General features: G+C 61.6%; 14 protein-coding genes. 10 read left to right on the top strand and 4 right to left on the bottom strand.

Translation table 11 applies throughout. The annotated features are described in order from the left end of the window. Nucleotides 1-80: 80 nt before the first annotated feature. The 3 genes from ACR52_RS10515 to ACR52_RS10505 are packed head-to-tail and all read right to left on the bottom strand — an operon-like array spanning nt 81 to nt 2,040. Complete coding sequence (locus tag ACR52_RS10515) at nt 81-704, bottom strand: DUF1120 domain-containing protein (protein ID WP_048723751.1); 624 nt, start codon at nt 702-704, stop codon at nt 81-83. A 30-nt stretch (nt 705-734) separates the two neighbouring features. Continuing rightward, on the bottom strand, nt 735-1,358 hold the full coding sequence (locus tag ACR52_RS10510; protein ID WP_048723750.1) for a DUF1120 domain-containing protein: 624 nt from the start codon (nt 1,356-1,358) through the stop codon (nt 735-737). 49 nt (nt 1,359-1,407) lie between these two features. Beyond that, nucleotides 1,408-2,040: a DUF1120 domain-containing protein gene (locus tag ACR52_RS10505; protein ID WP_048723748.1), complete on the bottom strand. Its 633-nt coding sequence runs from the start codon at nt 2,038-2,040 to the stop codon at nt 1,408-1,410. A 400-nt stretch (nt 2,041-2,440) separates the two neighbouring features. Here ACR52_RS10505 and ACR52_RS10500 point away from each other — a divergent pair, with 400 nt between their 5' ends. From ACR52_RS10500 to dacB, 7 genes are all read left to right on the top strand, one after another. Beyond that, nucleotides 2,441-3,274 (top strand): response regulator, encoded by an 834-nt coding sequence (locus ACR52_RS10500; protein ID WP_048723747.1) that lies wholly within the window; start codon nt 2,441-2,443, stop codon nt 3,272-3,274. 205 nt (nt 3,275-3,479) lie between these two features. Continuing rightward, complete coding sequence (locus ACR52_RS10495; RefSeq protein ID WP_048723746.1) at nt 3,480-4,115, top strand: response regulator transcription factor; 636 nt, start codon at nt 3,480-3,482, stop codon at nt 4,113-4,115. Nucleotides 4,116-4,203: 88 nt separating this feature from the next. Continuing rightward, the gene (locus tag ACR52_RS10490) at nt 4,204-4,674 is read left to right on the top strand and encodes a nuclear transport factor 2 family protein (protein WP_048723745.1); all 471 of its coding nucleotides are present in this window, start codon (nt 4,204-4,206) and stop codon (nt 4,672-4,674) included. A gap of 37 nt (nt 4,675-4,711) precedes the next feature. Next, nucleotides 4,712-4,987 (top strand): GIY-YIG nuclease family protein, encoded by a 276-nt coding sequence (locus tag ACR52_RS10485; protein ID WP_048723744.1) that lies wholly within the window; start codon nt 4,712-4,714, stop codon nt 4,985-4,987. A gap of 76 nt (nt 4,988-5,063) precedes the next feature. Further along, complete coding sequence (locus ACR52_RS10480) at nt 5,064-5,999, top strand: glutathione S-transferase family protein (RefSeq protein WP_048723743.1); 936 nt, start codon at nt 5,064-5,066, stop codon at nt 5,997-5,999. Nucleotides 6,000-6,163: 164 nt separating this feature from the next. After that, nucleotides 6,164-8,578, top strand: a complete 2,415-nt coding sequence (locus ACR52_RS10475) for a TonB-dependent siderophore receptor (protein WP_048723742.1) — start codon at nt 6,164-6,166, stop codon at nt 8,576-8,578. Nucleotides 8,579-8,929: 351 nt separating this feature from the next. Further along, nucleotides 8,930-10,387 (top strand): D-alanyl-D-alanine carboxypeptidase/D-alanyl-D-alanine endopeptidase, encoded by a 1,458-nt coding sequence (dacB, locus tag ACR52_RS10470; RefSeq protein WP_048723741.1) that lies wholly within the window; start codon nt 8,930-8,932, stop codon nt 10,385-10,387. Nucleotide 10,388: 1 nt separating this feature from the next. Here dacB and ACR52_RS10465 read toward each other — a convergent pair whose 3' ends face one another. After that, complete coding sequence (locus ACR52_RS10465) at nt 10,389-11,168, bottom strand: IclR family transcriptional regulator (protein WP_048723740.1); 780 nt, start codon at nt 11,166-11,168, stop codon at nt 10,389-10,391. 120 nt (nt 11,169-11,288) lie between these two features. Here ACR52_RS10465 and hmgA point away from each other — a divergent pair, with 120 nt between their 5' ends. From hmgA to maiA, 3 genes are all read left to right on the top strand, one after another. After that, complete coding sequence (hmgA, locus tag ACR52_RS10460; RefSeq protein ID WP_048723739.1) at nt 11,289-12,572, top strand: homogentisate 1,2-dioxygenase; 1,284 nt, start codon at nt 11,289-11,291, stop codon at nt 12,570-12,572. 3 nt (nt 12,573-12,575) lie between these two features. Continuing rightward, entirely contained in the window at nt 12,576-13,862 is a 1,287-nt protein-coding gene (fahA, locus tag ACR52_RS10455; RefSeq protein ID WP_048723738.1) for a fumarylacetoacetase, read from the top strand. 12 nt (nt 13,863-13,874) lie between these two features. Beyond that, nucleotides 13,875-14,497: maleylacetoacetate isomerase (maiA, locus tag ACR52_RS10450; protein ID WP_048723737.1), on the top strand; the 623-nt coding region annotated here is incomplete at its 3' end.

The following is a 14,497-nucleotide window of genomic DNA, read 5'->3' as shown; positions in this document are numbered from 1 at the left end:
CGTGCAGGCGTTGTTCGAGGTCGCCCGGTGGTCTTGCGACTCGCTCATCTGGGCGGGCGCACCACCGGGCAAGGTCGGGCTTACCAGTACTTCACTTGCAGGGTGGCGTGACCGTCGATGGGCACGTCATCCACCAAGGTCAGCTCGGTGGCGGGTACCAGGGTGGTGAAGGCGCTCAGCCGCGCGGTCAACACCCTGAGGGCGATCGGGGCATCGAGATCGCTCGCTAGGGCGAAGGCCGTCAGCCCGGCATGTCCCAGGTACGTCGAAGGGCGCCAGGAGGCACCGCCGTTGCTGGACATAATGGTGCGCACCGGCACCCTGTCGGCCATTGCATCCAGCAGGATGAACGCCACGCTGCCCAACATTTGATCATCGTTGACCATGCCCAGGCCATGGCTGGACGGGCGGATGGCCGAGGTGCCGGGGCGGTTGTCGACGGTGGTCAGGGTGAACAGGGTTTCTGCTTCGCAGATGATCTCCAGTTGCAGGTTGGCGGTCTCCAGGCGAGTCGGTACGTCGGGGTTCAGGTCCTTTACGGTAAGTTTGCCGTGGTCGACGATGCCACCACTGGACAGGCTAGGCTCGCAAGAACTGGGTGTGATCAGGCCGCTGACGGTCAAGTCGGTGGCGCTGGAAGCAAAAGCGCCAGGCGCGCTGGCCATCACCACGATTGCAGTGAGGCAGGTTAGGGCACGAGTCATGGTTGGCACATCCTGTGGGGTGACGGCGGCTTACAGGTACAGCAATTCAAGGGTGGCGGAGCCATCGATCAGCACGTCATTGTCCAGGTTCATGCCCCGGATGGGGGAGATCATGGTCTCGATGAGAAGGTCCGTGGTCAGCGTCTTGATCAGCATGGGTGCCCACGGGCCACTGGACTGGTCGCTGAAGGCAATGTGCTTCGTAACGGCCCAGGGTTCCCCATCGCCGGATCCCCAGGTGTTGCCGCCGTCGCGTGAAAGAATCGGCAGCACCGCTGATCCGTCGGCCTGTGAGTTCGAGGTATCGAGCAAGTACGAGCCGATTTTTTTGCCGTCGATCATGCCCAGCCCATAGTAGGAGTTAGAGTCGATTGAGCCGGTGCTGTTGTCGATGCCTTTAAGGGCAAACAGGGCGGGGGCCAGGCACTCGACGCTCAGCTGCAAGGTGCGTTTGAACGTGGTGTATCCGTCGGGTTTGAGATCGTTGACCGAAATCTTTCCGAGGTCGACAACACCGGTGTTGGACAGGAGGGGTTCGCAGGCGCTTGGCGTGATCAGGCCTGTGACGGTGAGGTCGATGCTGCTGGCGGCATACGCCTGGGGCAAGGCGGTCAGCAGCAGTGAGATGACGACGAGTCGGGAGCAAGGGTTCATGGCGAAAATCCTGGGCGGCGCGCTGTGCGCCTGGTCAATAAGCGGTGATTTACAGGTACTTCACTTCGAGGGTGGCGGAGCCAGCGAGTGGGACTTCATTGCTCAGGTCCAAGCGGCTGGAGGGGGCAATCTGGGTATACACAAGCATGTCGGTGCGCAGGTCCTTAATGGGATCCGGTCTCCTGTTGGAACCTATGCCTATGCCAAAGCCTGCCAGGGTGCCAACTGACCACGCGGCTCTGTCGATGTCTTGCCAGGTTGTGCCGCCATCACTGGACTCCATCGGGTAAGTGGTTTGCTCGTCTGCCACGACATTGCGGAACTCAAGGTTGTAGCTACCAATTTTTTGCGTGTTGTTGATCAGGCCCAGGCCATAACCCGTCGGAAGGTAGGACGAAGGATTATTGTCAATGCCATTCAACGCAAACAAGATCTGCGAACCGCAGCTCACGGTCAGTTGTAAGGTGGCTATGGGCAGGTCGGTGGGGGAATTTGGGTTCGGGTCGAGGTCCTTGGCCGAGATCTTGCCGTGGTCTACCACACCGCCGCCCGACAACGCGGGCGTGCAGGCACTCGGGGTAATCAGGCCTGTGACGGTCAGTTCCGTCGTGCTTGCGGCAACGGCCGAGCCTTGGTGGGCGACCGCGAGAATGATGGCGAGTGCTGCTAGGGACTTATTCATGTGGAGGGGTTCCGGTGCAAGGCTGACTGACTGTGGTTCAAGGGCAGCCGTCATGGGTGTTGCGACCACGTGAATGGTCGTACGGGCCCTTTTGGGGTGTGGCGAAGTTATCGAGAGTGAGTGCTAGGGGACATACAACAATTACGAGATCGGGCGGAGGTTGCACAGGGATAATCGTTCATGTTGGAACGGGCTGTTGTTCGCGTCGGACGCATGAAGTTTTCGTAGTTTTTGTATCGTCCAAAGCCGTTCACTCGACTATTTTTCAAGCACCTTTTTCTGTCATAAAAAATTCAAAAACGTAGTTCAGAGTGGCGCGTCCTGTCGGCCAAGGCTGGGCTGTTTCCTGCGCGCATGCCGTGCCCTTCAGGCTCGTTCTTTACGGTAAGTTGAGGTAGTCATGTCATCGGGCATTCCCCCAGGCGACGGCGGTGGGGATGAGTCGCTGCTGTCGACCACCTCGCCCGCCTACTGGCAACGGCTCAAGGTATTGGTCGTCGACGACCACCCTGCCTATTGCCTGCTGATGGGAGGGATCCTCAACCAACTGGGCCTGGGCCATGAGGTATGCAGGGATGGGCGGGCTGCGCTCGCCGCCATGGACGTGCAGCACTTTGATCTGATCCTGACTGACTGTCAGATGCCCGTCGTGGATGGCTATGCCATGACCCGTGAAATTCGGTGTCGGGAACGTGAGGCGCTGTCTGCACGAATACCCATCATTGCCTTGACATCGAACCTGGGCCCGAACGAAGCCCGCCTGTGCCTGGAGGCCGGCATGGACGCCTGGCTGATCAAGCCCCTGACCTTTGCACAGTTGCGCAACGTCCTGGTTTATTGGTTGGCGGATGCCGATGTGCGTGTGCCCAAGCAGGGTGGGGAGGCGCACGCCAGGGTCGTGCAAAAAAGAGGCTGGCCAACACGTGCCGTGCTGGTGCAGATGTTCGGTGGTAACGAGGTCGTGGAAAGCATGCTGCGCAGTTTGGTACATGAGGCACAGCAAGACCTGCGAGCGCTTTCGAGTGCGATGGTGCGCCTCGATGGTGTTGCGACCAGTCAGCACTTGCATCGGCTGATTGGCAGCGTCGCGTTCCTGGGCGTCACCTCCATGGAAAAGCGTGGGATCCGGCTGATGACGGTGGTGAGCATCGATGGAGTGGCCCTGCATGCCCGCGCCCTGGTGCAACTGCGTCAGGACCTGGTGCGTTATCTGGCGTACTTGTCGACGTTATGAGGCGAGCAGATTTCGGCGGAAGTGAAGGAATTTTGCGGTCTGATATGTAGGTTGTTTCTGACGGTTTGTTCTGCTTTTTTTGTAGGCGTTAATCTTGGTTGCAAAGATTGTTGGGGTATCTGCCATTGCCTGTTTTATTGGCGGTTGTTGCAGGCCACATCCAGCGGTACTTTGCGCAGGTCAATTTGCCATCACGGTGGTTCTAATGCTTCGCGTAATAATTGCTGACGATCATCCGATTGTGCGTATCGGCCAAAAAGTAGTGATCGAGGCGAATGGCAAGTGCAAGGTGGTCGGCGAGGCCGATGGCCCCGATCAACTGCTGGCCTTGCTCGACAGTACACCTTGCGATCTGCTGGTGACCGACTTCGCCATGCCCGGCAACCAGCAGGCCGATGGTTATGGCCTGTTGAGCCTGATGCATCGCAAGTACCCGGAATTGCCGGTGATCCTGGTGACCATGTTCGCCAACGTCGCCACCCTGCGTGCCTCTTTCGCCCATGGGGCGCGGGCGATCGTCGCCAAAAGCGCCTCGGCCAGGGAGCTGCCCCAGGCGATCAGGGCGGTGAGCGAGGGCCAGACCTTTGTCAGCGAATGCCTGCGGGTGCAACTGGTGGAAGCCGGCACCGGCGACCAGCAGGCGGTGCCGCAGTTGTCCGGCAAAGAGCGCGAAGTGGTGCGCATGCTCGCCAGTGGCATGACCGTCAGCCAGATCGCCGCGCAGGTCAATCGCAGCATCTCGACCATCAGCAAGCAGAAAAGCACCGCCATGAACCGGTTGTGCATCTCCACCGATGTGGATTTGTTTGCCTATGCTCGCAGCAGTGGCATGGTGCCGTGACCGCGGTATTTGCGCGGCGAATGTCAGTAGCCTTGTCGGCGCGGGAGGCTTATCGTGCCTACCTTTCTGACGCCAGCGGAGCCTGCCCATGAGTGATGCCCATAACGCCCTGATCACCGAGTTCTACAGCGCATTTCAGCGTCTGGATGCCGAGGCCATGAGCGCCTGCTACACCGACGATGTGGTGTTCAGCGACCCGGCGTTCGGCGAGCTGCGGGGCCGTGATGCCGGGGATATGTGGCGCATGCTGACATCGCGCGCCAAGGACTTTTCCCTGACGTTCGACCATGTGCGCAGCGATGAAACCACCGGCAGCGCGCATTGGGTGGCGACGTACCTGTTCAGCGCAACCGGCAATACGGTGGTCAATGATATCGGGGCGCGGTTCGTGTTTCGCGATGGCAAGATCTGCGAGCACCACGACCACTTCGACCTGTGGCGTTGGTCGCGCCAGGCGTTGGGCCTCAAGGGTCTGTTGCTGGGCTGGTCGCCGGCGCTGAAAAACGCCGTGCGTGCCCAGGCGCTCAAAGGCCTGAGGGCATTTCAGGCCAGTCGTTGATAAGATTGGCACTCCTTCTGGTTTGCCGAATCGACCCGTGACTGATCCTTCTGAACCCAAACCCTGGTTTGTCTACCTGGTGCGTGCCGCCAATGGTTCACTCTATTGCGGCATCAGCAATGACCCGGTGCGCCGGTTTGCCTCCCACCAAAGTGGCAAGGGCGCGCGGTTTTTTTTATCCAGCCCGGCTGTTGCGCTGGTGTACACCGAGCAATGCGCGAGCAAGGGTGAGGCGCTGCGCCAGGAGCGGCTGATCAAGAAGCTGAAGAAGAGCGCCAAGGAATGTCTGGCGGCGAGTGCTTCATTGATTTGACTGATGGGTTCCCATCGTCCCCACACGCGGTTTAGCAGGCTAAGCTACTGACTCATTTAATTGAGCGGAGCCTGGCATGTCTGAGTTGATCCTCCACCACTACCCGCAGTCCCCCTTCGCTGAAAAAGCCCGTCTGCTGCTGGGTTTCAAGGGCTTGTCGTGGCACTCCGTACAGATCCCGCCGATGTTGCCCAAGCCTGACCTGACGGCATTGACGGGTGGCTATCGCAAGACGCCAGTGTTGCAGGTGGGCGCCGATATCTATTGCGACACCGCACTGATTGCTCGGCGACTGGAGCAGGAAAAATCCACCCCGGCACTGTTTCCGCTCGGCCAGGAAATGAACACGCAGGCCTTCGCCTTCTGGGCCGACAACGTGGTGTTTCACCATACTGTCAGCCTGGTATTTCAACCTGAATCCGCCGCCGTGCGCTTCGCCAGACTGCCGCCGGAGATCATGAAGGCGTTTGTCGCTGACCGCGTCGCACTGTTCAGCGGCGGCACCGCGAGCAAGGTGCCCATCGAACTGGCCAGGCATCAATGGCCGGCGCTGATGCTGCGCCTGGAGCAGCAGTTGCAGCATCAATCGGGGGATTTCCTGTTTGGCGAACCGTCGATTGCCGACTTTGCCATGGCCCACCCTTTATGGTTTCTCAAGGCCACCCCGGTGACTTCGCCGCTGGTGGATGAGTATCCCGCCGTCGCGGCCTGGCTTACTCGGGTGTTGGGTTTTGGTCATGGCACCTCAAACGAGATGAGCGCAGAGCAAGCGCTGGAGATCGCCCGCAATGCCACGCCCGCCGCCTTACCGGACGAAGTCTTTGCAGACCCCAACGGCTTCAAGTCGGGTCAGCAGGTGACTATTACAGCCACTGACTACGGCACCGACCCGGTGGCCGGAGAATTGCTGTTTGCCGGCCGCGAAGAGCTGATCCTGCGCCGTACCGACGAGCGCGGCGGCACGGTGCATGTGCACTTCCCGCGCATGGGTTTTCGCATTCAGGCGCAATAACCTTCACCTTTGATGATCGTTCCCACGCAGAGCGTGGGAACGATCAGTGGTGTTTTTAGAATTATTTTCAAAACAAGGTGAGGTAAATCGTCGGCCCAACCGTGTAGTGTTTGAAACTGCGATCTATTCGCATTAACAGCGTTTTCTACACGGGTTCTCACAGCATGAAGTCGATGGCGGGCGGTTTGGTTAAACAGTGGCTGGGAGCCTCGGTATTGGCAGTGTCGGGGCTGGCGTTGCTGCCCTTGAGCGTGGCGCATGCGCAGGAGCAGCAAAGCGCCCAGTACAACTTTGCCCTGGCAGCCAAACCGCTGCCCCAAGCCCTGAGCGATTTCAGCCGGGTCACGGGGATCAGTGTGATCTACACCGATGAAGCGCCCTATGGCCTCAGCGCCCCGGCGGTCAGCGGGCAGATGAGCGCGACCCAGGCCCTGCAACGCCTGCTCGGCAACTCGGGCTTTACCTTCCGCCAGATCGACGCCCGCACCCTGGCCCTGGAACCCGTGCCCACTGAGGGCGCGATCAACCTGGGGGCGACCACCATCAGCGGTGTCGGCCAAACCCAGGACAGCACCAGCTACCAGCCACCGCCCACCAGCTCGGTGATGCGTTCCCGTGGCCTGCTGCTGGAAACGCCGCAAACCGTCAACGTGGTGCCCGCCCAGGTATTGCGCGACCAACAGCCGCGCAACCTGGACGACGCCCTGGCCAACATCAGCGGCATCACCCAGGCCAACACCCTCGGCAGCACCCAGGACGCAGTGATGCTGCGCGGGTTTGGCGACAACCGTAACGGCTCGATCATGCAGGACGGCATGCCTGTGGTGCAGGGCCGCGCGCTGAACTCCACCGCCGAGCGCGTTGAAGTGCTCAAGGGTCCATCGTCGCTGCTGTATGGCATTCAGGACCCGGGCGGCGTGGTCAATATTGTCAGCAAAAAGCCCGAGCTGACGCAATCCACCAGCCTCACCGTGCGCGGCTCGACTTTCGGCGACGGCAAGAACGGCAGCGGCGGCAACCTCGACACCACCGGCCCCATCGGTGACAGCGGCCTGGCCTATCGCCTGATCGTCGACCACGAAGATGAAGACTACTGGCGCAACTACGGCACGCACCGCGAGAGCATGATCGCGCCGTCGCTGGCGTGGTATGGCGATACCACCAAAGTGGTCTTCGCCTACGAGCACCGGGAATTTCTCTCGCCGTTCGACCGGGGCACTGCCATCGACCCCAAGACCAACCACCCGTTGGACATCCCCGCTACCCGTCGCCTGGATGAGCCGTTCAACAACATGGAAGGCCGCTCCGACCTGTACCGTTTCGAAGCCGACCACGACCTGAATGACGACTGGAAAGCGCACTTCGGCTACAGCTGGAACCGCGAAACCTACGACGCCAGCCAAGTGCGCGTCGCTTCGGTCAACGCCGACGGCACCCTGACCCGCAGCATGGACGGCACGCGCGGTGCGTTGACCACCGACCGCTTCGCCACTGCGAGCCTGGAAGGCAAGGTGATGGCCGGCGGTATGCAGCATGACCTGGTGTTCGGGCTGGACGACGAGTACCGCAAGGTCTACCGCGCCGACCTGATTCGCCAGACGCAACGCAGCGCCTTCAGCTACGTCAATCCGGTGTATGGCAAGGATGTGGAAGGCACCACCGTCAGCCCCAAGGACAGTGCCCAGACCGACCTGCTGCGCAGTGATTCGCTGTTCTTCCAGGACGCGATTCACCTGACCGACCAGTGGATCCTTGTGGGCGGCGCGCGCTACCAGATGTACGACCAATACGCGGGCAAGGGCGTGCCGTTCAAGGCCAACACCGACGGCAATGGCCAGAAGTGGGTGCCGCGTGCCGGCCTGGTGTACCGCTACACCGATGAATTGTCGTTCTACGGCAGCTACACCGAATCTTTCAAACCCAACTCCACCATCGCTCCACTGAACGATGGCAGCGTGCTCCAGGGCGATTTGCAACCGGAAGAATCCAAGTCCTGGGAGTTGGGCGCCAAGCTCGACATGCCGGGGCGCATCACCGCCAGCGCTGCGCTGTTTGATATCACCAAGCGCAACGTGCTGGTGTCCGTCGGTACGGGCGTGGACACGGTCTACAGCGTGGCCGGCGAAGTGCGTTCCCGTGGCCTGGAACTGGATGCCACCGGCCAGCTTACCGACCAATGGAGCCTGATCGGCAGCTATGCCTACACCGATGCCGAAGTCACCAAAGACCCGGCCCTGGAAGGCAAGCGCTTGCAGAACGTGGCCAAGCACACCGGCTCGCTGTCGGCGGTGTATGACTTCGGCAATATTTTCGGCGGTGATGGTCTTCGTGTCGGTGCCGGTGCGCGGTATGTGGGCCAGCGCGAAGGCGATGCGACTAACAGCTTCAACCTGCCGGGTTACACCGTGGCGGATGCGTTCGCCACCTACAACACCAAAATTGAAGGGCAGAAGGTCAAGTTTCAGCTCAACGTGAAGAACCTGTTTGACCGCACCTACTACACCTCGGCGGCCAGCCGGGTGTTTGTGTCGATGGGGGACGCGCGGCAGGTGTCGGTGTCGAGCACGCTGGAGTTCTAAAAGCCTGGCGCGCTCCCTGTGACGAGCGGGCTTGTTGTGGCAGGCAGGCTTATTGAAGTGAGCGAGCGTGTTGTGGCGAGCGGGGCTGTTGTGGCGAGCGGGCTTGTCGTGGCGAGCGGGCTTGCCCCGCGTTGGGTGGCGAAGCCGCCCTAAAACCTGCCACCTCGGTATGCCTGACACACTGCGGTGTTCTTATTGGGGCTGCTACGCAGCCCAACGCGGGGCAAGCCCGCTCGCCACAGTAAGCCCGCTCGCCACAACAAGCCGGTCTGCCACAACAGCCCCGCTCGCCACAGGTGCCCCGAACTGTTAGCGTTGCCGCCATTGAAGACTTGCAGGAACAGTACACAGATGCACGTTGGAAGATGGTTACACACCCGCACGATGCTGGTTGGCTTGAGCTTTTTACTGGGGGGCTGCGCAAGTGTTTCGCAGACCTCCACCCCGGCAACCCTGGACCACCTGCTGGCCGATCCGGCGCTGAATGGCGCGACGGTCTCCGTGATGGTGCGCGACGCCCGCAGCGGCAGCACCCTCTATCAACACAACCCGCGCACGCGGTTGATCCCCGCCTCCAACCTCAAGCTGCTGACCACCGCCGCAGCGATGGACGTGCTGGGCCCGCAGTATCGCTTTTCCACGCAACTGTTGAGCAGCGGCACCCAACAGGGCGAACGCCTGACCGGCAATCTGTACCTGCGCGGCCTCGGCGACCCGACCACGCAGTTCGCCGATTACCAGGCATTGGCCGCGCAACTGGCGAGCCAGGGCGTGCGTCAGGTGTCGGGCGACCTGGTGTTCGACGACAGCTGGTTCGATGCCGAGCGCCTGGGCGTGGACTGGGCTCAGGATGACGAAAGCACCTACTACGGCGCGCAGATCTCGGCGCTGACCGTGTCGCCGAATTCGGATTTTGATGCGGGCACATTGCTGGTCACGGCCAAGGCACCTTTGGCGGTCGGTCAGCCAGTGAGTGTGGTGATCAGTCCGTCCACCGATTACGTGCAACTCAGCAACCGCGCGGTGAGCGGGCCGGGCAACAGCTACGGGATTACGCGCCAGCACGGCACCAACCTGCTGCAACTCACCGGCGCGCTGGCACCGGGCAAACAAAGCCGGCAGTGGGTGAGTGTGTGGGAGCCGACGCAATTGGTGGCCAACCTGTTTGAACAGGCGTTGGCGCAGCAGGGCATCCAGGTGCTGGGCCGACGTGTGATCGGCGGTGTCAGTCCGGTCACGGCCAGGGTGTTGGCAGAGCATCAATCGGCGCCGTTGCAGGAACTGATCACGCCGCTGCTCAAGCTCTCGAACAACAACATGTCCGAAGCCTTGCTCAAGGCCATGGGGCGCAAGACAGCGAATGTGGGCACGGCGCAGGCGGGTGTGGCGGCGGTGGCGGGCTTTATGAAACGCCAGGGCCTGGACCCGGCGACGCTGAACCAGGTGGACGGCTCAGGCTTGTCGCGGCGCAACCTGGTGTCTTCGCAGAACCTGACTGACCTGTTGCTGGCGACGGCCAGGCAGCCCTGGTTCGACGCCTGGTACAACGCTTTGCCGATTGCCGGCAACGCGGACCGTATGACCGGCGGCAGCCTGCGCTATCGTCTGCGCGGCACGGCCGCTGAAAACAACCTGCATGCCAAGACCGGGTCGATGGGCGGCGTGTCGTCGTTGAGCGGCTACATCACCGATGCCCAGGGACGGCGCCTGGTGTTTTCCATCCTCAGCAACAACTACCTGAGCGACGCGGCGCCGATCCGTGCCCTGGAAAATCGCCTGGCAGTTGCCCTGACTCAATGGCACGACTGATTCAGGGCTGATAACCCATGCGCCAACTCACGGCCCGGGTCGCTGCCAGCAAGTGCTGCGCCGCCGGGCCATCTTCGTCGGCTTGGAACAGCGAGGTGGGGCCGACCACGGTCATCACCGCCGCCACTTGACCGACTGCGTTGAACACCGGCGCAGACAGCGCGTCCACCCCCGGCATCAGCAGTCCATGCACAAAGTGCAGGCCACGGCTGCGGATCTTTTCGCACGCGGTGGCGTAGGCGTGATCGTCCGCCAGGGCGTGGGCGATGCCGGCCTGAACCTCGCGTTCGCGCAACTCCACGGTTTCCCGCGAGGGCAGGAACGCGCTGAACACCAGCCCGGTGGACGAGCTGAGCAGCGGTAGCACCGAACCCAGCTGGGTCACGACCGTGATCGCGCGCACCGCCGGCTCAATGTGCACCACGGTCGCGCCCTGGTTGCCCCATACCGCCAGAAAGCAGGTTTCATTCAATTCATCGCGCAGCTCTGCCAGGGGCAGGGCGCCGACTTTCAACACGTCCATGCTGCCTAGCGCCGCCAAACCCACGCGCAACGCCTCGCGGCCCAGGCCGTAATGGTTGGTGGCAGTGTTCTGTTCGGCAAAACCGGAGGCAATCAGCGCCTGGAGGTAGCGGTGCACCTTGCTCGCCGGCATCTGCACATGCTCGGCCAGACGCGACAGCGACGTGGCCGGGGACAGTTCGGCGAGTGCCTTGAGGATATCGGTGCCCACTTCGGCCGAGCGGACTTTCTGTTTACCGGTGTCGCGGGGCTTTTCCATGGAGGGGCGAGAATCCGAGAGATGAATGGGCGTCTTTATAGCTTGACGGTCGATAGTGATCAAATTACGTTATGCGTAACTGGATTACGATAAAAACAACTTCCGTACAGAGGATGATCCATGAACCTCGAATACCAATCGGGCTTCGGCAATGAATTCGCCAGCGAAGCCTTGCCCGGCGCACTGCCCGTCGGCCAGAACTCCCCGCAAAAAGCGCCCTACGGCCTGTACACCGAACTGTTCTCCGGCACGGCCTTTACCATGGTACGCAGCGAAGCTCGCCGTACCTGGCTGTATCGCATCCAGCCGTCGGCCAATCACCCGGCGTTCATCAAGCTGGAGCGGCAATTGGCTGGTGGACCGTTAGGCGCGGTGACGCCGAATCGCTTGCGCTGGAATCCTCTGGATATTCCGAGTGAGCCGACCGACTTTATCGACGGGCTCGTAGGCATGGTCGCCAACTCGGGGTCCGAAAAACCCTCAGGCATCAGCATCTACAACTACCGCGCCAACCAGTCCATGCAGCGCGTGTTCTTCAACGCCGATGGCGAACTGTTGATCGTCCCTGAGCAGGGCCGCCTGCGCATCGCCACCGAGTTGGGCGTGCTGGAGGTCGAGCCGATGGAAATCGTCGTGCTGCCCCGTGGCCTCAAGTTCCGTGTCGAACTGCTGGACACCCAAGCGCGCGGCTATGTCGCCGAAAACCACGGCGCCCCACTGCGCCTGCCGGACTTGGGCCCGATTGGCAGCAACGGCCTGGCCAACCCGCGTGACTTCCTCACGCCGGTCGCCCACTACGAAGACCTCAAGCAGCCCACCACCCAGGTACAGAAATTTCTCGGCGAGTTGTGGGCCTGCGAGCTGGACCATTCACCGCTGAACGTGGTGGCCTGGCACGGCAACAACGTGCCGTACAAATACGATCTGCGCCGCTTCAATACCATTGGCACCGTGAGTTTCGATCACCCGGACCCGTCGATCTTCACCGTATTGACCTCGCCCACCAGCGTGCACGGCCTGGCTAACCTCGACTTCGTGATTTTCCCGCCGCGCTGGATGGTGGCTGAGAACACCTTCCGTCCGCCGTGGTTCCACCGCAACTTGATGAACGAATACATGGGCCTGATCCAGGGCGCCTACGACGCCAAGGCCGAAGGCTTCCTGCCTGGTGGCGCATCGCTGCACAGTTGCATGAGCGCCCACGGCCCGGACGGCGAGACCTGCACCAAGGCCATCAACGTAGACCTGGCGCCGCACAAGATCGATAACACCATGGCCTTCATGTTCGAGACCAGCCAAGTGCTGCGCCCGACACAGTTCGCCCTGGAATGCCCGCAACTGCAAAACACTTACGACGCGTGCTGGGCCTCGCTGCCCGCCACCTTCAACCCGAACCGGAGATAACCCATGACTCAGCCCACTTTTACCCGCAGCTGGGTGGCCTGCGCCAACGGTCACCGTGATTTCCCCCTGCAAAACCTGCCGCTGGGCGTATTCAGCATCAAGGGTTCGGCACCGCGCAGCGGCGTGGCGATTGGTGACTATATTCTCGACCTGCACGCGGCCCTGGATGCGTTTGAGGGTGAGGCACGCCGTGCCGTCGACGCCACCGCTGGCGGTCAGTTGAATGCGTTTTTCGAACTCGGCCGTGGCCCGCGTGTTGCCCTGCGCGAACGTCTGCTGGAATTGCTCGCTGAAGGCAGCCAATTGCAAGCGCGTGAGGCCGAGGTGCTGCACCTCGCCGCCGATTGCCAGATGCATTTACCCGCGAGGATTAATGATTACACCGACTTCTATGTCGGCATCGAGCACGCGCAAAACGTCGGCAAACTGTTCCGTCCGGATAACCCCTTGCTGCCCAACTACAAGTACGTGCCGATCGGTTATCACGGCCGTGCGTCGACCATTCGCCCGTCCGGCACCGAGGTGCGCCGTCCCAAAGGCCAGACCTTGCCTGCGGGCCAGACCGAGCCAACGTTTGGCCCGTGCGCACGGTTGGACTACGAGCTGGAGCTGGGCATCTGGATTGGCCAGGGCAATGCCATGGGCGATTCGATTGCAATTGGTGATGCGGCCGAGCATATCGCCGGTTTCTGCCTGCTTAACGACTGGTCGGCGCGGGATATCCAGGCCTGGGAATACCAGCCACTGGGCCCGTTTTTGTCGAAGAGCTTCATCACCAGCATCTCGCCGTGGGTGGTGACGGCCGAAGCGTTGGAACCGTTCCGCAAGCCACAACCGGCGCGCCCCGAGGGTGATCCGCAACCGTTGCCGTACCTGCTGGATAACCGTGATCAGAAAGCGGGCGCCTTCGATATCGAACTGGAAGTGCTGTTGACCACAGCATCGATGCGCGAACAGAACCTGCCGGCCCACCGTCTGGCGCTGAGCAACAGCCTGCATATGTACTGGACTGTTGCGCAATTGGTTGCACACCACAGCGTCAACGGTTGCCAGTTGCAAGCCGGTGATCTGTTCGGTACAGGCACCTTGTCCGGGCCGCAACCTGGGCAGTTCGGCAGCCTGCTGGAGATTACCGAAGGCGGCAAAAAGGCGATTGAATTGGCGTCCGGCGAGGTGCGTAAATTCCTCGAGGACGGTGATGAAATCATCCTGCGCGCTCGCTGCAGCCGCGACGGCTTTGCCTCCATCGGCTTCGGCGAATGCCGTGGCACTGTGGTCGCGGCGCGTTAAGAGGGCAGGGCGATGCAACTCTATACCTACTACCGTTCAACCTCGTCGTACCGGGTGCGTATTGCCCTGGCGCTGAAGGGGCTGGATTTCACCGCCATACCGGTCAACCTGCTGGTGCCGGCAGGCGGCGCGAACCGCCAGCCCGAGTACCTGGCAATTAACCCGCAAGGGCGCGTCCCGGCCCTGCGTACCGATAACGGCGAGCTGTTGATTCAGTCACCGGCGATCATCGAATACCTGGAGGAACGTTATCCACAGGCACCGCTGCTGTCCAAAGACCTGGCAACCCGCGCCCATGAGCGCGCGGTGGCGTCGATCATCGGCTGCGATATTCACCCGCTGCACAACTCCAGCACCCAGAACCTGCTGCGCCAGTGGGGGCATGATGAGGCGCAGGTGCTGGAGTGGATCGGCCATTGGATCAGCCAGGGCCTGGGGGCGGTGGAGCAGTTGATAGGCGACGAGGGCTTCTGCTTTGGCGAGCAGCCGGGGATGGCGGATGCGTTTCTGATTCCCCAGTTGTACGCGGCCGAGCGTTTCAAGGTGCCGTTGGCGGCGTACTCGCGCATTGGGCGGGTTGCGGCGTTGGCGGCGCAGCACCCGGCGTTCATCCAGGCCCACCCTGCCAACCAACC

The sequence above is a fragment of the Pseudomonas fildesensis genome, from assembly GCF_001050345.1.
Taxonomy (GTDB): Bacteria; Pseudomonadota; Gammaproteobacteria; order Pseudomonadales; family Pseudomonadaceae; genus Aquipseudomonas; species Aquipseudomonas fildesensis.
The sequence above is the reverse complement of the archived record's forward strand: the minus strand, read 5'-3'. Positions and strand labels throughout refer to the sequence as shown.